We start from the raw sequence: 22,175 nt of genomic DNA, 5'->3' as shown, positions 1-22,175 counted from the left end.
AAGTATGAAAACTTCAATTAAGATCTCTCTCGCCTTTCTGGTTGGATGTTTTGTCTCCAATGCACCTTTCGTACTTTCCGACGCATCAAGTCCAAATGAAGCGTTGTCAAACGCTATCGCAGTAGCGATGGCAAAAGTTGACAAGTACAACGATGATCGTCAGAACGCTGAAATCGACAAGCTTCCAAATATTCTCGACTGCCAGAATATGGACTGGATGAAAAATTGCTCTGAGTTGAACCGGAACGCGAAGAAGAACCCACAAGCGCCTATGCGAATGATTGGCAAAAATGGTGTGGAGTTTAACTTTCAACCGGGAACGCCAAGCGCCGTAATCAACCTTCAGCTCAACCAAACCCCTGAGGCGGCATCAGAGCTTGTCTCTTATATGGATAAAACCTGGGGTGAGTACCACAAGTCCGCCGAACTCTACAAAATGGCAATGTGGCAAAACGGAGACCTGAAAAACATTAAAGGACTTGATGCTGCTACTGAGAAGGCTAAGGAAGTAAAATACATAGATACCGACAACGTGAGTATGTCTGTGTTCGTAGAGTCAACCTGCCCTGTCTGTGAAAAACAGCTACAAATCCTTTCCACTGTCCAACAAAAATATCCAAAGCTTAAAATAAAGATATTTCAACTTGACGGTGATCGTGATGCCTTCACAAAGCATGTAACTCAACGAGGATTGTCTGGACGCGTACTTTCTCGCGAAGAACGTATTAGTTTGCAAAAGCTGGGAGTGACGTCATGGCCAATTTCATGGATCGACAACACTAAGGTCAACAGACGCAAAAGTATTGTCGGTAACAGAACACTTCGCCAGCTTGAAGATCACTTTCAGGCTATGACATATATCCAGCCAGAGAAGAAAGGCGCATGAAAATGAAATCACGCTATATCAAATCGATCCTCGCGCTGACAGTCTCTGCTGTGATGTCAACAAATACTTTCGCAGCGTCAATTGATTTTGGGGCTGACGGGTCGGACTCTCCCTGGACACGCCGCATGGACGACGTTACAGGCCTGTTTGGTGAATCCGTGAAAGGGAGCGCGGTGAACGACGCGAACAAAGGAGGCAGCTTTTCCTTCGATACCTTCACCCCATTCCAAGACCAGCGGACTTCAGTAGTAAATGGCTACGGCGCTACTGAAGTTGGCGTGGGTTGTAATGGGCTCAATCTTAGCACTGTACTAGATGGTCAACTGGGCCAGTACCAGGAGATGGTTGAACAGTTCATCCAAAATGCTCCGGCGCTTGCCATCATGTATTTAGCCTACAGCCAGCCGACCATCAAGTCTGTGATCGACCAGCTTAATAGCGTTGGTCAGTTTGGCTTGGACCTCTCAAACATGACCTGCTCGGGCGTACGGTCTCTGGCCGACAAGGCATATGACGAGAAAAAGCAAACCCTAGCTGAAGCCGACTGTACTGTGGACGAGGGCTATAAAAGCTCAAAATGCATGGCAGGTGAGGGTTTAACCGGATCTCTTCTCAACCAAATGGGGGAGTTCAAGCAGAAAACCTCCGATCGCGCCAACGCAATGATGGGAAAGGTGTCGAGCGCTACTGGCGGGCTGGTTGGTTGGAATTCCTCTGTCTCGGGCGGAACAAATAAAGGCGCTGGCACTGGGTCTGGAACAGGAACCGGCGGCACTGGCTCAGTTAAAGCTTCTGTTAGCGGTAAATCATGCAGCAATGACCCACAAGATGGTAGCGCCGGCCTGGTGCTCGCGGCATCGGAACTTGGTTGTGATGACATCAAGAAATATGGTGGCCTCGTACCTTCGTATGGTTTCAACAATGATGCTGCCTCGGTAACCCCGCGCACTGAAAACATTGAGAACCTTTCGAAAACCCTGACCACTGAATACATGGACCTGTACAAAGCTGTTTACTCTGCAGATGCCGCATCCTTCAAAAATACACAGGCATATAAAGATCTGATCTCTCGAGCTGACATCGTTGTCAGCGAGAACGAACATCAATACATGCGAAACCTTGCCAGATCGAGCCCGGCCATGTTCATTTCAACAGAGCGCCAATTATCAACGCTCGGAATGATGAAAGAGCTGGACGACGTAATTTCCAAGATTGAAATTGGCGTTTCAAGCGGTATCGCCAATCAACCTGATAACGTAATCCTGAGTGATGAGGTTATCAGCCGCACTAAAACCTCTGTTGCGGGCCTTCGCCAACAATACATCGCCCTTCAGGCACGAATCAAACACGATCAAGAACGCAACAAAGTATTCGCGAGTGTCCAACAGGTAACGAACTAATGTCAGACTCGACTGATATTGAAAATTTTGACTACCTACAGATCGTCAATTCCAATTTTGGCGATCTTGTTAGTCATTACATCAACATGTGGCAGGCTTATAACCAGTCCTTCACTGTGGCGGCGATGAACCTCTGTCTGTGGGGAGGACTTGCCTGGGTAAGTATTTTGACCCTGAAAGCACCTGCAGATAAGCTCAAGACAGCTGCGAGCGCTATAGGTGTTGTACTTTTGGTTGCCATGCTCCTACAGCCAGGTAACTATAAAATTGGGCCCGCTGGTGGAAGCGTAGGACTATCGGCGGGTGCTGGCTGGTCAGTTTCAATTATTGGCAATATTTATCAGCTTTTCAAATCAGCTCTGGATAATGTAAATAAAGAAACGGCAATGAGCCTGGCATTTGAAAATGCTTATCATGTGACAAACGAGGGGACACTCAAGAAATTCGCCAATAGCCCTGTAAAGGATATGTACCAAGACTATATAGATAAATGTCAAGGTGCGCTGTCTGCTACGGCTGGTAGCACCCCAGATACCCGGCTCGTAGGACAATCAGTTGGTCTCTACGGTTCAACAATGATAAACCCTGTTGAAGTGAGTCAACTTAGCAAGGAGCAGTATGAAGAAATGGAGGCTGGCAACAAGGTTGGAAGTGCATCGCCGATGAACGTTCTTGGCCTTGGGTTATCAATCAATTCATGGAGAAGGTATTTCGCAGACAGCGAGGTAGCCGATAAGGTGGACGCCGGCAGAACCGCACTACTCAATATACCTGAAGATCAGAATCCGTTCCGAGGCAATAATGTCAAACCCGGGGGCTATCTTTTACCTTCAAAAGAGTATTGGGTAAGACAGTATTTCCCATCCAAAGCAAATGAAGGCGCCTCGGAGTTCGATAAAACTACTGACAATGCCGATAGCTCAATGTATAGCAACCCACAGCTAACTGAGGGCTCATCGGTCGCCGCGGGACAAGAAGTTAGGTTCTACCCTAAAAACTGCCTCCAAATGTATGGCATGGTGACAAAGGCCGTTCAGAATTGGACTGATGCAATCAGAGAAGAGGTTCCAATGGCTCAAAGATCCTCATATATGAGAGATCAGACTGAAGCCCAGACCCTCATGATCAAAAACATAAACAATATGATTGAGCAGCGAGATAAGTTTTCAGATAGTTCGCTTCCTATTATTGGCTCTGAACGCCGTAATGGTCAGGACATGAACTGGGGGATCAGCGATGCAGCTGACAGCATAATGACCAAGATCCAGGACGTCGGCAAAGCATTTAAAGAATGGATGCTTACCTTCAAGGTACCTGCAATGATCAATGGCTGCGCCATGCTCGCAGGGATGATGGTTGTGCTCTTCCCGGTGATATGTGTATTTGCGGTTTTTGTTAATCCGAGCATTCTGATTAGCTTTGTTAAAATTCTTAGCTTTGCTTTCATGATCCCATTCGTCAACAACCTTTGTTTAACAATGGCTGCTACATTGCTTGCAATGAATGGGGAGCTGATGACAGGGCTAACTTCGGGCAACATTTATGAGAACTATCCCCTGCTCATTTCAGCAGGCTCTGCACAATATATTATCTTCATGGCTTTGACTGCTGTAGAGATAGTTATTGCTAAAATGCTGATTTGGGATGATGTCAAAGGTCTTTCAGGATTTAACCCAGCCGGCGCAGCTTCTGGAATGGCCGCAACCGGTGGTGCTGTGATTGGTGCAGCAGTCAAACTCGGCAGTGCTGCATTGAGTCTCGTTGGTGGACCGGCCAAGCTTGCTGGCGCCCTCGGGCGAGTTGTCTCGGGAGCAGGTTCGGCAGCTAACGGTGCAGCAGGCGCAACAACTGGGGCTTACCGAGCTACAAATATTGTCCAATCGCTCCCGAAAGCTTCTGCTGGATCAGCCTCCCAAGCCAGCAAAAGGCTCGCTAAGCCAAGCTCACCGCCTCCAAAACCTAATCTCCCCGCGTTGCCGCCCCCGACCCCACCGGGTCCAGATACTCCAAAGGGGCCAAACAAGCCCTAATCAAAGCCCGCGCGAGCGGGCTTTTCTTTGCCCGAGCCGTTCACGTTTGGTACTGATCAAGGAAGCCCTTCATAATCCCATCCCATTAAACCTGCGCTGAGACTTGGAATCCTGGGCTGACCTGTTAAAACAGTTCGTGTCCAGATCACGGAGATGAATTATGAAAAAATTAATGGTTGTGGCACTGATTGCAGTGGCGATCGCAGGTTGCGGGGACTCATCGAATCCGACCTCCACGAAATGGATCGGCGGAAGCGTCGTCGACCAACCAGAATTCCGGTTGCCAGGCTCGACCTTCGGTTTGAAGAGCGTACAGGATTCCAACGCTCAATCCGGACAAGCTTGGTTTTTCGAGAAAGCCAATTGGAAACCGAAGGGTTGGTCACTGTGGGTCGCTTCCAACGTGTATTCGGACTACAAGGCGCCGAAAAATGATTTGAGCATGCTGCAACATGGGTTTGCTCGAGCAGATTCGGCAGCCGAGCGGTCTAAGAAGGAAAGCTTTTTTATCGGTGGGGTGAGCAAGTGGCTCAAGGAAAATCACGTAGACGTTGAGCTCAACTTCCTGGGCTACGATGGTCTCCCGCAATCCCTGATGCAGAGCAACGATGCATACAGAGGTTTTTGGTTGACCTGGAACAACGAGCCCTGTGAAAAAGCTTTTCGTATGTGCGTGGACAATTACTTTGTCTCGCCTGTATCCCGCCTGTCTGGAGGTGAGCGCTTGGGCTACAAGGACTGGATCAAGCCATACCTGAACCTTGGGGAAGGCGACACGGCTGTAGGCCGCAAGTTTGTGATCGATTCGTGGGGCGGGATGGAAGACGAAAAAAGTCCCTTTTATGACATCTGGCCTACTATGGTCTTCCTAGTGAATCCTGAAGGTGTTGTTACACGTGCCTGGCTTCCTCAAAAAAATGACGCGGCCACGGTTCAGCGCGTTCAGGCTGCCATTGTTGCTGATGTTGGTGGGCCTTACGCCAAGGTGGCCGTCAGTGAGAAAGCGGACTCAGCACGACCACCAACCCAAGGCTACTATGGACAGCACTACATCGAGACCGGCGTGGGCAAGGTCCTAGAAACCTTCCAAGAGATTATGAACTCGAAATGATAGGCGCAGTGATTTTCACGGTTAATGACAATGTGTATCCCTCTTACTGCCTAGACTCACTTGGGAATTTGATTCGCTGTGACGAATCTGGACCAGAGCTGGGTCTGGTCCCATTCGGCGTTCAACTAGTTTCCACCGCTGACGAGTTAGTGAATCCTTTTCCATGGACAATCACAATAGGTGCCGTGCTTGAACGTCTGACCTTTGTAGCGCGCATCCAGGGTGAAGTTAAACGCGCGTACCGAGATTTCGAATTGGTCTCGGCCACAGCCCCCTTCGTACCACACATACCTGTCTCAGAGGGCGAAGATGTTGTGATCCAGGCTATCGACTTGCTGCCAAGTCTTTCAGCTGCTGACGCAGTGGCGGTCCGTGAGCAACTAGCTGCAAACGGGATTTTCGAAATTCCGTTTATCTCGAATTTCGATGCTGGATTCCATGAGGCAGCAGGCGCTGGGCTGAGCGTTCCGCCTATTGAGTATGTGACAGCTGGTTGGATGTCGAGCATGAAGGTATACCGTAAAGCTCTAGTTCGATCTGCCTAATTTGCCCCGATCCAGACCGTGCCACCACCTAGAAATCAAAATATGTTGATCCAGATTCGGAGCAAGAAAGAGATGCAAACCTATAACGTTGATGTCGGCTATCTTCAGGAGGCGGACGCATTCGATGTCAACCATCTGCTGCCTAACTGGCTCCCAAGTGCGAATATCTTTCTCGCGCGCTCGGCTTCACAGGCGAAGGTCGGTGTATTCGGGTCGCTGTCGCAGCTGGACTTCAATCTCTGGCTTTCAGATCTCGCACTGAGCCTTCCCGAGCATACAGGCGTTTCTCTTGATCTCGTTCTGTCCGAATCTCAGGGTGTGGCTCACGTTAACTACAGCCTGGTTGACCGTATCCCCAACATAGACCCCCCTATCGAAGCTGATAATCCAGGCTTTCTCAACTATGCGCTGACCTGGTTCAGATCTCGGCGTCCGAATGTTCGAATCTATGCAACTGAAGGTCTATTTTGGGTGGAAGGGTTTTGATGATGTCTACTGCAGCAGCTCCAATTCACACTATGGTGACCACCCTGCTCAACAACTTTGTAGAGGGCGTGACCGTTTTATCGGTCACCCAGGAGGCGGTCAAGGTTCTCCCCCATACTCAAGCATTACCACCACTTCTCACATGCGACGGTACACCGCGACAGTTGGCCCGTGTTCTTGATTGTTTCGTTCGTTGGGATGGCGAGGTGAGAGTTGCAGCCCTCCTGGACGAAGGGCTGCTGGACGTATGGGTTATCTAGGAGAAATCCATAGGTGGCAAATCAGCCAATGGATCATCCACTTCCACCTGAATTACCAACGCTTCAACCGGTGGCTTCGTTCCAGTTGTGAAGTTGCCCGGAGCAGGTTCAATGCTGGCCTGATCTACGCTGGACACGACCATAGCAACTGGTCTCGCCACAACCTCCCTTTCGATTTCTGCACTTACACCCATCTTCGTGTTGGCCAGGTCGGTCGATGATCCGTCTGTGACCTTTCTACCGAGCAGCGCCTCATTCAGAGCATCGTTAACCTTACCCGGATCAGCTTGCCTAAATAGTTGATGACGGTTCAGTAAGTTGATGATCGCTTGCCCCTTGACCCCCCTCGGAAGTGCCCGATACAACGCATATAACTTCGGATACTTCTCTGCCGACAGTGTAAATTTTACGTTCTGAAATTCACCGCCGTCGGCTACGTTGTAGTCGGCCTCAGAAATGGGGCAAAAGCTCAAGCACGCTTCTGACATAGCCAGCACAACCTGATTACCAGCTTGTCGGGGGTATTTTGCTAGGACCTCGACAAGGGCTTCATGCATCTCTGGATAAAGCCTTTCCCGGATCACAACGCTCTGGGTCTCAGCCACGCTGAGCTACCTTCATCCGGGCCTGCTCCTTGAAGTTCTGCGTTACGTAAAAACGATGATAGCCACGCACGATCGAGTTCTCAGGATCCTTGGCCATGTAGATCACCGTGTTGATATACGTTTGGAGGAGTTTCCTCCCCAGAACAATTGCACCACCACCAGCCACCACCATACCGGCCATGAAGTCAGTCTTCCCCCAGACGGTGTTGATACACCGTACGACCACGTCATCTGCGAACTCTTGCCGTGCAGGTAGGCTGATGGGATCAATATCGATCCTGGATCCGCGCCACGGGATGAAGCCTTTCCTCAGCCAGGTATCCATCGTGTACTCAGTAGTCTGAGCGTCGAGAGAGAAATCCTTAGGCAGTCGGGACTTTGCCGGCAGGATAGTATTTAGTGCATCCACCTGCTTTAGCTGTGTAAACAGTTTCTTGTGGATGTCAGAAACCCCGCTAGATTCACCCCAACGTAGCTTATCGTCAGAACTCACCTTGCCGTCGACGAATTGTCCGGCATCTGTGGTGCCCTGGCCGATATCAATAATTCCAAGTTTCCCCTCCATCACAACACGGGGATCAATGACTTTCCCTTCCGGATCCAACAGTTCAGGGTCGAACCATGGGCCAACGTATTGTGGTAGCACATTGACGCTTGCTGGTTGGTAACCTTCTTCGATAGCCCATTTTTTGAGATCGGAGGCAAACTCGTTGCGGCGAAGCTTGAAAAACTCAGTCGGCAGCCCCGTCACGATGATCGGATTTTTCTGACCAACCTCTTTCAAGACCTTGAGGAACAGAACCTTAATGCTTTCTGAACTGTAATAGCTCGAGTCAGTGCTACGGGGGGCAGCACCATCTTCCCGGCAGTCATCGCCGATGTAGAAAGATCCGAACTTTGTCTTGAAAGACTCACGGGTGAAGCCACCACCCAGGCCTTGGTTCGATTGAGCAGGTGCAACAAGTGACGCAAAAGACCCTCGAATTTCGCCAGCACCTGCGATGTAACTGGTGGTGCCGTTACCAAGGTCGATCGCAATCAGCTGTTCGATAGAATGAGACATTATTTTTCCTTCTACTCAGAGTAGCGCTCGGATAAGGACTCTCAACGAGCCCCACTCTTCCAGAATCGCCACCATATTTTTTTGGTGTCTGTTGATGCTTCCCGAATGCTTGCCTAGATGACAGTGAGAAATCAGCTCGGCTGTCAGCCATGGCGTTGGCTTTCGGCTTGGTCTAGTTGATATGACAGCAGACAAATCGGCCTCAGTTGGAGGGCGACCCAGTGAGAGCGCAAGACGCTCTCGTACCTTCTGCTGGTTTAGCCTTTGCTTGTAGCTGCTGACATCTCGGCTACTTCGCTTACCTGTCCGGCGGTCGAAGTATTCAACCACCCTGTATCGCGGCTCCGCAGGGGACAGCGGATCGAGAGCAGGGCATTCACGCCTGCAAATGATCGACCTGAATCTTACCGGTTGTCGCGCTTCATTGAACTCAAAAGCTAGCTGATTTAATTCACTATCCAACTCAAGGTACTTCTCGATCAAACCGGCAGCCTTAGCGCTTCGGGTCTCGCAGGACACTGCCAATGCCGAGATCCACTCATCTAGCCCGGAAGCCTTTGATTTCGGAACAAGGATCCCGAGATCATTACCAGGAAATGCATTCACCCAACGTACCGCTCGCCTCGCTGCATTGAGGAACAATTCAAGGTCTCTGGAAAACGATTTAGTCCTTTTGGCACCGAGGATCGGAGTCATGTGAGCAAGACGTGCCTCCACTGTCCTCAATGAAACGCGGTGGAAATCGCCATCTTTCTTTGTTCCCTTCGACAGGTACACCTCTACACACGAAACCCGCCCAACCTTCTCGCTTGCTCGCCACATCCACATTAATGACCAGCCATCCTGAGAGCGTCTCTGTGCCCAGCCTCCTTCGTAGGACCTAACCTTGTCAGCAAGTTGCTGAAGTGTAGTTTGGACAAAAGCCATCTGGTCGACGATCCCCATCAAGAGGTGCTCTCGCCTCTCTGTCATCTCGGCGAGCTTTTGAAGGAACGGACCTGCCAGCTCAACATCACGAACATTTCTACGCACAGATCAACCTCAAAACTGTGGTTATTGCTGTTTACGACCAATACGGTGTCTTAGAGAGCACTGCAAAATCCCTTTAGGCACTCGTAGCGCACCTCCAAAGCCCGGCAGCACCTTCTGACACACCTAAGCAACACTACTGACTGCCCACTGATGCCCCAATCACATAGGTATAAGCATTCGAACGCAAACGTCATACGCCCTCGTAACGCCTGACTAAAACCCACTGGCACACGACAATTATCCCCTTATTGCCCAGCAACGCACCTCAAAAGCACCATACGAAATCCATTAGTCAATTCCGGTTGTTTTTGGACTCATTTAGTGTCGGAATGCACATTACGGATATGCCGATGGTGCTCCCGGCCGGCTGCATCCGACAACATAGAGTAGGCGGGAAATTAGTTAAATCCCCGTCTAATGTAATAATACGGGCCCTTCTGCGATTCTGATAAATCCGATTCTATTTCAACGGGTTATCACAAATGTTCGAAAATGAGTTCTTGAATGCCAAAACGCTCTAGCCAAAAGCACCACGCTCCACAACCAACTGATCAGCTGAGGGGGTCTGAGGTCAGCTCAATCCTCGGAATCCACCGCAACACACTCCAACGCATGGTTGCTCTAAAAACTCTTGAACATGACGGAGAGACAGGGGGTGGTCGGCGGTATTGGCTTAGGTCCTCTGTTGATGCTTACCGCCTCGGAACTCTGACGACTGCAACTGTGTGGTACATCCAAAGCAGTCTTCTACAGGAGCTCGTGGTTAAGGTTCAGGCAGGTCACCGAATCCTCGGTCAGACGGCAGCTAGCATTCCGCTTGCCGCGACGAGCCGAGCTGGATGCCTATCTCTGCTTCTTACGTTCATTGAGAAGAGCGAACCTCATGCCATTGCGCTTCCCGCAAATGCTGCCGGCCTACCAACTGCAGCAGTAATCACTGAGATATGTCGCACTCACGGCGTGCCCGTCATTTTGTTCCCTTGTTAGGCGGCAGCACTTCGATTGCAAGCAAGAGGTTTGGAGAACAACGATCCCATAAGAGGCGGGGGGCGCACTCAAGGGGTCTTAACTGATTGGGTCGATGGGGTGCACATCATTGCTACTGGTGGTTACAGCCCTGCTTTTCTCGCTGGAGAGCCCGTGATCATTGCTAAGGGCTGTAACGGTAAAGACATGAGCATCGTGCATTGCCTGAACTCCCTGAAGACAGGGGAGGCAAAACGCTTTCTTTGCCGCCAGGGTAGGGCCGGGCGTTGGAATACCCTTGAGCGCGTTTACGACCTTACGTACCAAGGTAGACCCAGCCGGCCTGCGGCACTCCTCCGTTCCCAGCAGACAAAAGATGTCAGTGATGCTCTACACGATGGAAAATCGCATCAGCCAAGAATGACCTTAGCTCGCCAACCGACACCTCATAGAGTCAGTACCAGACAGCCAGGTTTCATCATCACAACGCTCACACTAGGTGATGCATGGGTCTTTAGCTTTTAGCTCGCGCTCGGCGAAAGAAGGCCCATTTCACGAATGACCTAATAGGGCAACCTGTTCAGCGGCTGTGACCATCTACCGATCACTCAGTATCAGCCACCATAAGATTTGGCTCATGGCATAGGCTGCGCCGTAGGGCTCGAGCCCTCCCCCATAACTAGATCGGTCTGCGACCCCTCAAAGAAGGCAGGCTGCGGCGCGCACTCAGTTGGTGTTAGGAATATTCGGGATTCGTCAGATCCGATTAGTGACAACCGTGACCTGCAAGAAAGATCCAGCAGCCCGTGACAAGCTCCAAACCCTCAAGCTGAGATCCCTGGCTATCCAGGTAGGCTATTAAGTTCGGAAATCGGAACACACTAGAGAGGCAACTCAAGCACCTTGAGCCGATACGGCCACTCTCGGACTACTCGCACCCACCAAATGGCCAGAGACAGCCGAGCCGGTGTCGGTATAAGTCCCCGCAGCCCACGTCACTTGTTTGCGCTGTGGAATCAGGCCGCCGGCTGATATCGGAGCCGCTAGTGAAGAACGGCACCTTTGGGACATGGCTTCATCGGGAGGAGCGTATCGCTGTCACCACTTGCCCGATAAACATCAATCAACATTTGAACGAGTTCGCTCCCAGCACCAGCCTGGCCATTGAGGTGATGCGCTACCAGGTCCATCGAGTCGCGCGGATCGGGCCCACTCCAAACAATCTGAGCACTGACCTGGCCGCCTTCGATATAGAAGAAGCTAACGAGAACAGTATCAATGCCCTCTTTGATAGCTGCCCAGCCATGCAGTCGATTCTGCAAAGCAAATCCCGCTTGACGAGCCGAGCTAATGGCTTGGTGATACGCGTTGATCATGGTTACTCCTACAGGTGATGAGCGCACCTTAACGTCACGTTCGTGAATTCCAAGAGCAGCGACGAACGGTAGTACATTGCCACCATTGAGCATCTTGTGGCCATTGGTGTGCCATCAACGCCGGGTTTCAGGCGTCAACTTCCTTACGGGACAGGGTCTGTAGCGATTTACAAGCTGAACGTCATTGCACACAGTTGGGTACCTGATGTCTCACTTTGCCTCCAGCTCAACGCTTTTGACTGAAAAATCACGCCCTTTTTAGAGTTGCCTGTCCCATCCGCGCCCAATAGAATCGCGCTCAATTACTTCGGTACACACCTACGGGGCGTCCGAGGAGCCAAGCGGTTGAGCATTGCTCACCGTATGTAGAAGGGGGTCGGTGGCTGTCGTGGCTACCGGACAAAGCAAATTCCAGGGGACTGGATTTGCGCTTAGGAGCCGATCGTATGATCGGAGGAGGGAGGCATGCGCCTCGTTAGGAGCAACTGGCTCGCCGGGCTTACCAGCGACCAGTTCTTAAGTCTTGACCCGTGGGAGTTCGTCATTCATGTCGAATCCCAACAACAGTGGGTAGCTGAAATCCGCTCGAAGCTTTCTGTTCGTCTAACGGACGAGGAGCTTCTTCAGATTCTGTACCCGGGCATCTATGACGCCACAAAGAGCGCCATCAGAAACTACGCTGCCGGCTCCCCTGACGGACGCGGGTTGTGCTTGATCGGCTACGCCCTCTCTTACATACGTAAGTACGGTTATGCCCGCGTCATCGATGAGGTTCCAGGTTCTGGCGCATTCAACTTTGCGGATCTCGACGGCTTAGACTATGCGCCGCGCGCTCATGGTCTAGAACCTGATTACCTCAACACTGCGTCCAACTACACTGACAGCCTGTCGGCACTACCCCAGTTCCTGTCCGACGGCATCGTGCTCAGTGATGAAGGACTGCAGAAGCGCCATGCTCACGTTGAGACGCTGCGCAGGTTTCTGACACATCGTGAACACCAGATCCTCCGCCTGGCTGTTCTTGAGCAACATTGCTCCGTAGACATGAGCTCGATGCTTGGGCTTAGTGAAAAGCAGGTATGGAAGGTACGTCGCCAACTCAAGGTCAAACTCGGTGAAATTGCGATTGACCAGGGCATCTGCCCTCGCGTCGTCGCAAGCCTGAGAGGGAAAGAGACGGCGGCGGCCGGCGAATGAAGCAATCAATCACAGACTTCATCAAAGACGCCGTATACCCGAAGCTAGATGCAGTGGATCGTGGCCTTCTTAATCACCTGCACCCCAAAAAGCTATCAGCCAATGGCTCCTATGTCCTCGACTGTCCAGCCTGTGGTAAAGACCGCGCTTTCTACTACCCATTCAGGTCCGGGATTCAGTGCAATCGTAAGGACAACTGCCCAAGCCCATACACGCCTTTGTGGGACGCCCTCGCCCAGAACGGCATGAGCAACGGCGATATCGTCAAAACCCTTTGTGAGTCCGCAGGTGTTGAACCCCCTGACAACCGGGACAACGAAGCCAAGCAGCAGTCACGCGCAGCCAATGGTGGTCGCCCTCCCCTCACGACGGGCCAGGCAATCATTCTGGTGACTCAGCAACTGGCTCAACGCAACAAGGGGATTCTTGACGAATTCCAGCAATCCCGAGGGTATACAAACGAGGTCATGGCTACGCTGCGCCTCGGCGTATTCACTAACAATGATGAAGTGCTTTCGCTTCTTCAGGCTCACGGTGTTACCCGGGAGCAAGCCCGTTCTATTGGGATCGTCAGCTTTGAGGATGAAACCCCTTCATCTGTCTGGTCGGGGATGGAAGGTCGAGTTATCGGTTACTGGCCTCACCCAGACGGCGAGGCCCGTATCTGGGGCAGGATCCCATCAGGACAAGGTGAAGCCAGGTCTAATCCGAAATACCGTTTTTCACCAAAATCGTCCAAAGATATCCCTTACCTTTTCAAGCAGCGGCAGAAGTCCATCCTGGTTTGCGTGGAAGGGACGTTGGATGCTTGGGCTCTGCAGCTCATCAAGGTTTGGGGATGCGCCATTGGGCAAGCATCAATTAACTCAGCCCAGGCCGCATACCTAGCCAGCCAAGGAATTACAGAGGCCGCTCATATGGTCGATGGCGATCATGCCGGCTATGAAGGTGCACTATCGTCGATCCGTGAGGCTGAAGCCGTTGGCATAACCTTGAGCATCATAGCGCTTGGCCGTGGCATGGATGATGCCGATGCCATGCGAACAGCTGGTCGTGAAGACGCACTCAAAGCCCTGATCAACTCAAGGATGAATGCAGGTGAGTATATGGCCAGATATTGTGCCTCTTTACTCGACCAGCCCCTTCCTGACCTACGGCGCGTAGCCAAGATACGAGCCATTGCCAATGGGCTTACCACTGCCTCCAAGCGTAAATGGCTGGATTTCAGCCAGAGCCTAGGCATCGCCGCCGATGAAGAATCTGATGCCCTACGGGCACTGAGCCATCTGGTCTCGGGTGGTCTCACTTTTGAAGAAGCCTCTGGTGTTATTCGCCGCAGGACCGGATACCAAATCACCATCACCAAGGATGCCGCTCATGGCTGAGTCGAGCTCACAGGGGTCGTCATCCGGCCCGATAGTGAAATCTCTCAAGATCGTGCTCTTTGTCTTTCTCGTTATCTTCGTTGCGAAGATATACCTGAGAGCTCCTGAGTATCGATACGTCGAGGTTTGTTACTTCCCGCAAAAAATATTCCAACTCGCTTGGATTGATGCTTGGGGTTTGTTCGTCCCTGACGACAGCGCCAGCTACCTGAGTCACGCAAGTGACGTCAGCGACTTTTTTCGCTCATGCACCCAACAAGCTGCTGGTTGGGAATGGCTGAGATCAATTGGCACTCACCAGTAAGGTAACCCCATGGCTAACGAAACTACCCAAGTCCGCAACACCGCGCCTCAACTTCCAGAGCGCACCCTACGCATTGACGGCGAGCGTACCGCGGCGATGTACACCCTGGCGATCCGTGTTGCACGGCTCGACTCGCGTTTTCGTGAGCTTGCAGGCAACCCCTCCGTGGAAGGTCGCAAGCAATATCGTTCGGGCAACGAAGGCTTTGCTCGGGCGCTCGGTGAGTTCGAAGACGCTCTCATGCAGATCGAGAAGGACGTGGATATGAATTCACGCCGCAGCGGTCGCCAGAGTAAAGGGCAGCCACAACGACGCGAGCCTCAGGCGCGCCCACAGACTGCTCCACAAAAGAATTCAGCTGCGCCGGCGGCCACTACTACGCCCACAGCCGAATCTAAGCCTGCGCAAGGTCCCAAGCCTGAGGCTAATGGTTCGACTGCCCCTGCCGGCGAAGCACCCAAAACCCAGGCCAAACAACCGCAGAAGCCAACTCAAAAACCTGCTCAGCAGAATGGTCAGCCACCTAAAGGCCAGCAAGCAAAACCGCAGGCCAAAAACCCGCAGCAGCAGGCTAAGCAAAAGCCTGATGTAGCAACCGTCACCTTATAAGGGAGCTGGACAATGAGCAGCTGGAACAATATTAAAGACGCGAGCCGGATGCTTCCGGCCTGGTTCACCCCATTTGTTCTTGCGGGGGCAACAATTGGTTTGTACGTGATTGCCCGCTACATGACTGCGGAAAAGCCTGACGAACTGGTTGGTTTCGCAACAATGTCTGCCATTGTCCTGTCGCTTCTTGTCGGGTTTGTATTCATGGTAAGTGCCATCGCAAAAGCGAAAGCTGGCAATGTCGTGTCAGCGATCGGCGAAGGCTTTCAACGTGGCCTAACATTCGTATGGGTCACTTCGGCCGTTTGCCTCTGCGTTTACGTCTGTGCCACCCCGGCATACCGCTTGGTCACACAGAACATTTTCTATACCGTCACTACCATCGGAGTTGCTTGCCTTCTTGGTGTCGGTTACTGGGCATCAGGACTTCGGCCAAAGGCCCAGGCTCATCAAGATCAACTTGGTGGCGCAATGAGCAGCGCAGTCGCTCTACCACTTTCATTTGCCCCAACACCAGAGCAACGGCCGGCATTTCAGGTGACAATGGCAGACCAAACCCGGCTCATGATTCATCAAGCGGCTCGGATCATTGCCTACAAAGGCAGTAACTGCTTGATTGCAGACTCATTCAGCGCTCACCTTGACATCAACACTCGGACTGCAAAGATCTTCACAGATCTTAACCTCCTCTCTACTTCAGACATGGTTTTCTGGCGAATGCACATGCTGATGATCGGCAGTGCCGCAGAACAGCGCATCATGAATACGTCTTCTGACGCAGCGCTTGATGATCTTCAGAATTTCGACGAGCTTTGTCTGCGCTACCTGCAAATGACAAACAAGGGGAATTTCTTCAAACCAGTGTCGGACCACGAAGTAGTGATGAAGGCTAACCGTTTGAATCTGTTGCGGGGGAACGTATCGCAACGTTGCCACGCAGCAGTGGTACAGAACGAGCGCCTCATCCTTGAGCTGGTCAAACTGATGCGTGGCCGCCCTACCCTGATGTACATGGACCTCAAGCACATTCTTGATCGCGTTGAAATGCCTGCAGACTTCCCTTCTGCTGAGTTCGACTCGAACGAAGCAATGGAGCGCGTGCTGATGCAGCTTACCTTCGACGAGCCAGATGACATCCAGGGCATAACAGAGCACAGCGACATTTCAGAGGGTAATTTCTCTGAACCTGTGAAGGACAATGTCCATCACTTCGCCCCCCCGGCCGAGAAAACCTTTCGAGCCTGATCTCAGTAAATTAAAAGCCCCAGATGCTGGGGCTTTTTTATATCCGCAGATCGGAACTGGTTAGTCAGCAGCCTCTACACGGTTTCGACCGCCATGCTTTGCCTTGTACAACGCGTGGTCTGCAGCCTTCATTGAAACCGCTGCGGACCCATCCAGCAGAGCCACGCCGGCGCTGAAGGTGCAGGCAAACCATTTCCCACTTTCACCCTGATCCTGCAGGCCGGTTTCAAACTGAAGATTGCTGAAGAGTTCGCGAATTCTGTCGATTACATTCCTGGCATCTGACATCGGTGCGCCAACCATCAGCACGGCGAACTCCTCGCCCCCCATCCTGCCTATGAAATCGGTGGAGCGAAGGTTGTCTGATAGCACCTCAGCAAGCCCAACAAGCACCTTGTCACCTACAGGATGACCAAACGTATCGTTTACCTGCTTGAAGTGATCAATGTCGATCATCACCATGGTGTTGGGCACGCTGCCTGAAGCACTGACACGTGATGCTGATGCCATCAACTGCCCGTGGTTCAGAAGCCCTGTGAGAGGGTCGCGCCGCATTCGCGAGTCAAACGCCTTAGACCTCGATATGAGCGCCTTGAGGGCTTTGATGAAGGCTCCCCGCTTCAATGGTTTCTGGACAAAAGCGTCTGCCCCCTTCGAAAGCGCGATCAGCTGGGTTTCTGTGTTCCGCTCACTGCTCAGAAAAATGATAGGCATCACTGCATCGCTATCTTGGCGAATAACACTGGCAACTTGGGCGCCATTGGCTCCCGGCATATGGAAGTCAGTTACGACCACGTCAGGCCTGAAGTCCTCAATAGCCTTCAAAACCCCAGCTGGAGAAAGGATATGGAGTACCTCAATCCCTTCCTCACGCATGAATTTAATTGCCGGGTATGCATCCGTTTTGGAGTCATCGAGCAGCAAAACCTTGTACCCATTGATCTGCGAGTCTCTGGCTCTGCTACGGATCAGCGATCGAAGCGTTTTGACGTCGGCCTCAACCCCTAGTAACCGCACTACACCAAAGGTCGCGGCAACCAAGCGCTGCTCGAATGTCATTGGTGTATCTTCTGCAATGACCACCAGCAAATCACTGTCATGATGAGCAGCCAGAGCTTCGAGCGCACGACATGCTTCTGGGTGGTCCACAACAGCGCTACCCACGAGCACCAAACCTGAGGTCGGCATTCGTTCCCTCAGGTCGGCTACAAGATCCGAGCTGGAATCCAGACTGAGTGACAGGATCTTAAGCCCCATAGAGCTTAAGCCTGAGGCAAAGAATGCTCCACGGTTTCCGAACCCGGGGATGTAGATGGCTGATGGTCCTTGATCACTGGCTCGTGCGTCGCTTTCCCGCCGGCTTGCCGCCTGTAGCGTGTCCATCTGCAGATCAATTCCTTCTAATAATCTTGCTGTCAGTGATTGGTTGCTGCTGATGAGGGATGAAAGCGAACCGAGCTCCGTCGCGAATTCCCCGGATAGGGAACTGATGGTGCTTGATCGAACCTTGGCAACTACGGCTTTGAAGGCTTCAAGGGTGTACTCGCTTGGCCTTGGCAAGACCTGTGAGCGCCAAGCTGACTGCAGGACCCGGTTGATGGTTTCGTGATTCATAAGCAGAGGCCTCCACTAGTAATAGTGGCCATCTAGTGCCCCATATTTGCAGGTTCCAACTAAAATATTTGCCTTCCGGCCTGAGGCAGCGAGCCATTCAGACCTGCGCCCGTGGACGAATGTCGGGAAGGCTAAAACCTGAAGGTTCGCAATGTGGTGGTGGTGGCACAGTCCGGCACTAGCGAGGATGGGTCACCGACAGATGGAGTAACCATGGACACGACATTAATAGCCGCGCTCACCAACCGTGGCGCTATGCCATTTGCGAGAAAAGTCGCCCGCGATATGCGACAGGGTGCAAGCTTAGACGACGCCATTGCGTCCCGAAGCGTCCCAGCAGGGGTATTGGTGGATGTCCGATTGATCATGTTTGCCGTCCAGGCTGGATGGTTTGAGGTTCCCGCGGGCCCAGACCTGACTTTCAGCAAGGCCCAACACAGCAGGCTCACAGCCCTCAGCAGCAGAGCCCCGTGGCTTGGTGAGCTAGTCGATGAGGCGGCAGCATTCGAGGCAATGCGTGCAGACCGAGCTCATGGTCGGGCGCGCGCATTCGGTGCCAAGGCATTACCGAACTTCCACTCATCCGCCACAGCGGCGATGACCCGCCTCTCGAGACTCCCACGAGATCATGTAGCAGGTGAAATCACACTCGAGCTCTGGGTCCAAATCCTTTTAGATACCCAGTCCGTGGCTAAATACATCAGGGCACAGATGGATTGCTTCCGTCCAGCCTGGATGTGGGAGTCGGCTTATTCCCTAACAGAGCAAATCGAACGGCTTCGTGAGCACGACTGCATGCATCTCTTGCTCGACTACGTGTCTGCAACGAGGAATCGGTACATCGACAGCTTTGAGCGCAAGCTGCTTGAGGACGTTCAGTATCGTGGTATGAACCCTTCGGAGTACGAGCAGTGCTGGGCGGCTGAGGAGATGCGAAGGGTCAATGAGCAGCAAGCCCACTGGAAGGAGGTGTTTGGTCTCGTTAGGCGTCTCGCAGCTGTCCTTGATGGTGTGAAGACCTACCACCAGGGCACGCTAACAAAAAGGCTCAGGAAGGAATCGAATGGCGCATTCCGGCTCCAACGTTCAGATCTGGATAGAGAGGCCCTCGTCGTAGAGGTCAAGCTCAACTACTGTGTCGGGCAAAGCGCAAACCTTCAGACCGGCTTTGAATTAGTGAATTACTGCCTAGCGCTGGCGGACGAGATACAGGTGGAACCCCCGACCTTCTCTGGCTACCTGTCTGCATGCGATAGGGCCAAGGCCCGCGTGGCAAACCTGGTAACGCCACCACTCGACACAGCGTGCTCCACCCGTCGGCCACCAGACGACTTTGACGAAGCTGCTGCCTAACTACCCGAGCCGCTCTAAGAAGCGGCTTTATCATGTCAAGGCTCGCATTCATTCCCTCAGTCTGGGTAGGTGTCTTGCCTTGAGTTTGGACGGGGTGCAGATCCTGAGCTCGGGTCTAGCCTGCCTTTGAGGCTCCCCATCCACACTGAGACACTAGGGTTTCTTGAGGATGATGAATTTCCAGTCACCAGGTGCTTCTGGCACTGGGATACAGGGTTGACCATGGAAATCATCAACCTCTCAAGGTCAATTCAGATGTCTCTACACGACACCATCCACACCACCCTCCGCTCAACCGGCTACGTCACCAATGGCCAGGCCAGCGACCTCGCAGAATCGGTTGAGAACCTCATCTACTTGCGCGAGGCTCAACTCAACAGGCAGATCGAAGCCTTGAAGGCTCAGCTTGATAGCCTGCACGCCCTGATTTCAACTGCACAGGAAGGCACGGACAAGATGAACGCCGAGGCGTACAACGCCCGAGCGGTAGCGATATTCAAAGCCATCTCAGCGCCCGGCCTGCTTCTGCCCGTAGACGTGGAATCCTTGGCAGCTGCGGGGCCTAAGACAGGTCGTGTGGTTATCGACTGTACCGGCCCAATTACCATCAGCGATGCCTACTCCGATCACCCCTTGGATATCGTAGTGATCGTTCGGCCCCTCAGCCAGGAAAGCGATGCTAAGAAGCATGATTACCTCGAGCGCTACTGCCACGGCGTGGGCAAAGAGGATGCTATTGCGGATGCGTTTGAGGAGGCAGAGGCCGCCATCTAGGTTGGAGAGAATTTCCAATCAGGGGTGGTTCTGGCACACCAGCATCGCCCCCAACATGGTCCCCATCAACTGATCGCCAACTAGGTTACGAACATGCCCGAAGCCAATTCCCCTCAAGCCATCAAGTTCACCAGCTTTTCCGTAGCCCCATGCATTCGGGTTAACTACGACAATGATGTGGTCTACCGCACCATCCACCCGCAGCAGGAGCCGTCCGCGCTTGCATCTGTGGCCTCGCTCAACTGCTTTGATGACCACGAGATGGGGCTGACCCTCGTGAGCGTTGAGGCTGAAGGTGTGGATGGGCTAGTGGTCGCCCCGGAGGGCTCTGAGATCTACGACATCGCTCATGGAGCAGACCGCACCGAGATCAGCTTGTGCAGCGGGGAGTACGGGGGTCTGTACTGGCGCATCCTGGCATTTGTAAATGGCAGCACCAATCCCGAGGACGCATACCAGATGATGGTAGGTGACTGCGAGTCGACGGTGCGCTCGGCCTGTGCTGGCCTTCAAGGACTGGTATCCCTCCCCCAGGCTATCCGCATGCACAACGACAAGCTGGACGCTGATGAAAAATGCCCTGATGGTGATGACTACAACGATCTTCTGAAACTCGCCGGCGTTTAATGCCGCTACTTCCCCCGGCCCGGCACACACCGGGCCTTTTTGTTGGTCAGCGCTATCCCAGTGATAATGTGCCATAACGGTTACCAAACTGAGGCTTCCTACGTGCCCGATATCGACCCTGATGTTGCTTCGCTGAATGCGCGCCTACGTCTCTCCACCCTCGCCCCTCACCGGCTAACGCTCGCCCAGTTTCTTGAGCACGGAGACGCTTTGCCTGTTGTGGGCAATCCCCGCAGCTGGGAGGTCAGTCACGGTCGTTTTCTGACCTGGGCAGAGGCAGACAGTGCTGAAGCCGCGCTGAGGCAGATACACCGGCGTGAAGTGGAAAGCTCGCTGAACTGGAACAGCGCAGGAACAAGTGAGAGAGGCTATCTACCGTCGATGCCAACACAAGACGTACTGGACGACTACCCGGATCTGAAGGTGACCTTCGCAGAAATCCTGACTGGGGCGGTGAATCTGCCCGAGGGCCGATAACCGTCACTGGCAAAGTATGACTCACCCGCTTCTGGCACACCCTTCAGGGCATGACACTGGCTCTATCAACACAGAGCCGGGAGGCCATACCATGCAGAACGTCGAAACCAACACTCATGCTAATACCCAAGCAGCGGCCATCGCCCCTCACCTGCTTACTCAAGCTCAGTTCATCGCCACCGCCCAGGCAGTACCCCTGCTCAATCATGGGCGCAAGTGGGATGTGCGCATGGGGAACTACAACTCCTTCTCGGATGCTGACACAGCTCAGGCTGCGCTGATCGATGCCCACCACGGCGCCGTTAACAACGCCCTGTTCCTTAACGAGGCGGACGCACCAGAGATCCCAAACAAGCCGTCGGTACCCTCGGCCGAGGTTCTGGCCAGCTATCCGGACCTCATCGAGCAATACGCTGACGTGATTGCGTATTCTCAAGGCGAACGGAGCATCGCGCTGCCGGCGGTGAACAAAGCTGAATTCGATGCCGTACTGGCTGCCCTACGGCTGCTTGGTGCATCCATGACGGGTGGCCTTGTTCGCCCATGTGATGGCGACATCGGAGAAATCCTCACGGACAACGGCACCCACGAAGGCCTTACTGCCGAGGGTGTTGATGCACTCTGCGAACGTATTCAGTTCGACTCCTAACGGAGGGTAATCCCCCTATTTTCAGATCCACTCTCTTTCGCCCAGCACTGCTGGGCATTCACGCGCGTGATTGTTTCATCAGTCCTCTAACTCAGCGGTTTGAGGGTGCCCAATTGGGTGCCTGAGCAGGTGCAGTGATGGCAAAATGGCTCGCAACTGGGAAATTCACTTCAGATCTAGG

At 52.8% G+C, this 22,175-nt stretch carries 20 protein-coding genes; 16 read left to right on the top strand and 4 right to left on the bottom strand.

All coding sequences use genetic code 11. The annotated features are described in order from the left end of the window. The first annotated feature begins 4 nt into the window (after positions 1-4). From traF to H8F22_RS31805, 6 genes are all read left to right on the top strand, one after another. Positions 5-886 (top strand): conjugal transfer protein TraF, encoded by an 882-nt coding sequence (gene traF, locus H8F22_RS31830; RefSeq protein WP_078466108.1) that lies wholly within the window; start codon positions 5-7, stop codon positions 884-886. Then, complete coding sequence (locus tag H8F22_RS31825; protein WP_228759037.1) at positions 883-2,286, top strand: hypothetical protein; 1,404 nt, start codon at positions 883-885, stop codon at positions 2,284-2,286. Before traF ends, H8F22_RS31825 begins: the two co-directional genes overlap by 4 nt. Further along, positions 2,286-4,316 carry a hypothetical protein gene (locus H8F22_RS31820; RefSeq protein WP_078466106.1) on the top strand — a complete coding sequence of 677 codons (2,031 nt, stop codon included), beginning with the start codon at positions 2,286-2,288 and terminating at the stop codon, positions 4,314-4,316. The genes H8F22_RS31825 and H8F22_RS31820 overlap by 1 nt, the downstream gene beginning before the upstream one ends. Positions 4,317-4,476: 160 nt before the next feature. After that, entirely contained in the window at positions 4,477-5,427 is a 951-nt protein-coding gene (locus tag H8F22_RS31815) for a hypothetical protein (RefSeq protein WP_078466105.1), read from the top strand. 8 nt (positions 5,428-5,435) lie between these two features. Then, positions 5,436-5,972 carry a hypothetical protein gene (locus tag H8F22_RS31810; protein ID WP_153045994.1) on the top strand — a complete coding sequence of 179 codons (537 nt, stop codon included), beginning with the start codon at positions 5,436-5,438 and terminating at the stop codon, positions 5,970-5,972. 42 nt (positions 5,973-6,014) lie between these two features. Then, positions 6,015-6,458: a hypothetical protein gene (locus H8F22_RS31805; protein WP_078466103.1), complete on the top strand. Its 444-nt coding sequence runs from the start codon at positions 6,015-6,017 to the stop codon at positions 6,456-6,458. A gap of 256 nt (positions 6,459-6,714) precedes the next feature. Here the strand turns inward: H8F22_RS31805 and H8F22_RS31800 are convergent, their stop codons facing one another. Continuing rightward, positions 6,715-7,323 carry a hypothetical protein gene (locus tag H8F22_RS31800; protein ID WP_078466101.1) on the bottom strand — a complete coding sequence of 203 codons (609 nt, stop codon included), beginning with the start codon at positions 7,321-7,323 and terminating at the stop codon, positions 6,715-6,717. Beyond that, entirely contained in the window at positions 7,316-8,386 is a 1,071-nt protein-coding gene (locus tag H8F22_RS31795; protein WP_011923011.1) for a ParM/StbA family protein, read from the bottom strand. The genes H8F22_RS31800 and H8F22_RS31795 overlap by 8 nt, the downstream gene beginning before the upstream one ends. 1,536 nt (positions 8,387-9,922) lie before the next feature. Here H8F22_RS31795 and H8F22_RS33260 point away from each other — a divergent pair. Continuing rightward, entirely contained in the window at positions 9,923-10,405 is a 483-nt protein-coding gene (locus tag H8F22_RS33260; RefSeq protein WP_352231495.1) for a helix-turn-helix domain-containing protein, read from the top strand. Positions 10,406-11,427: 1,022 nt separating this feature from the next. Here H8F22_RS33260 and H8F22_RS31790 read toward each other — a convergent pair. Then, positions 11,428-11,760: a hypothetical protein gene (locus tag H8F22_RS31790; protein ID WP_078466099.1), complete on the bottom strand. Its 333-nt coding sequence runs from the start codon at positions 11,758-11,760 to the stop codon at positions 11,428-11,430. A 465-nt stretch (positions 11,761-12,225) separates the two neighbouring features. Here H8F22_RS31790 and H8F22_RS31785 point away from each other — a divergent pair, with 465 nt between their 5' ends. The 4 genes from H8F22_RS31785 (at position 12,226) to H8F22_RS31770 (ending at position 16,500) form a co-directional block, all read left to right on the top strand. Continuing rightward, positions 12,226-12,957, top strand: coding sequence for a helix-turn-helix domain-containing protein (locus H8F22_RS31785; protein WP_011923016.1), 732 nt, complete (start codon positions 12,226-12,228; stop codon positions 12,955-12,957). Next, on the top strand, positions 12,954-14,342 hold the full coding sequence (locus H8F22_RS31780) for a hypothetical protein (protein ID WP_078466098.1): 1,389 nt from the start codon (positions 12,954-12,956) through the stop codon (positions 14,340-14,342). Before H8F22_RS31785 ends, H8F22_RS31780 begins: the two co-directional genes overlap by 4 nt. Positions 14,343-14,742: 400 nt before the next feature. After that, positions 14,743-15,255 (top strand): hypothetical protein, encoded by a 513-nt coding sequence (locus tag H8F22_RS31775; protein WP_169904012.1) that lies wholly within the window; start codon positions 14,743-14,745, stop codon positions 15,253-15,255. Positions 15,256-15,267: 12 nt separating this feature from the next. Further along, entirely contained in the window at positions 15,268-16,500 is a 1,233-nt protein-coding gene (locus H8F22_RS31770) for a hypothetical protein (RefSeq protein ID WP_078466096.1), read from the top strand. Between the two features lie 60 nt (positions 16,501-16,560). On the opposite strand, the gene H8F22_RS31765 is transcribed toward H8F22_RS31770, so the two are convergent. Next, on the bottom strand, positions 16,561-18,114 hold the full coding sequence (locus H8F22_RS31765; protein WP_078466095.1) for a GGDEF domain-containing response regulator: 1,554 nt from the start codon (positions 18,112-18,114) through the stop codon (positions 16,561-16,563). Between the two features lie 213 nt (positions 18,115-18,327). Here H8F22_RS31765 and H8F22_RS31760 point away from each other — a divergent pair, with 213 nt between their 5' ends. The 5 genes from H8F22_RS31760 (at position 18,328) to H8F22_RS31740 (ending at position 21,994) form a co-directional block, all read left to right on the top strand. Further along, positions 18,328-19,467, top strand: a complete 1,140-nt coding sequence (locus H8F22_RS31760) for a hypothetical protein (RefSeq protein WP_194941119.1) — start codon at positions 18,328-18,330, stop codon at positions 19,465-19,467. A gap of 222 nt (positions 19,468-19,689) precedes the next feature. After that, complete coding sequence (locus H8F22_RS31755; RefSeq protein WP_153045993.1) at positions 19,690-20,241, top strand: hypothetical protein; 552 nt, start codon at positions 19,690-19,692, stop codon at positions 20,239-20,241. Between the two features lie 93 nt (positions 20,242-20,334). Further along, positions 20,335-20,868 carry a hypothetical protein gene (locus H8F22_RS31750; protein WP_169904013.1) on the top strand — a complete coding sequence of 178 codons (534 nt, stop codon included), beginning with the start codon at positions 20,335-20,337 and terminating at the stop codon, positions 20,866-20,868. A 102-nt stretch (positions 20,869-20,970) separates the two neighbouring features. Beyond that, a complete protein-coding gene (locus tag H8F22_RS31745) occupies positions 20,971-21,345 on the top strand; it encodes a hypothetical protein (RefSeq protein WP_078466091.1) in 375 nt (124 codons plus the stop codon). 91 nt (positions 21,346-21,436) lie between these two features. Beyond that, complete coding sequence (locus tag H8F22_RS31740) at positions 21,437-21,994, top strand: hypothetical protein (protein WP_078466090.1); 558 nt, start codon at positions 21,437-21,439, stop codon at positions 21,992-21,994. Positions 21,995-22,175: the final 181 nt, after the last annotated feature.

It is taken from the genome of Pseudomonas mucoides, assembly GCF_015461845.1.
Lineage (GTDB): Bacteria > Pseudomonadota > Gammaproteobacteria > Pseudomonadales > Pseudomonadaceae > Aquipseudomonas > Aquipseudomonas mucoides.
The sequence above is the reverse complement of the archived record's forward strand: the minus strand, read 5'-3'. Positions and strand labels throughout refer to the sequence as shown.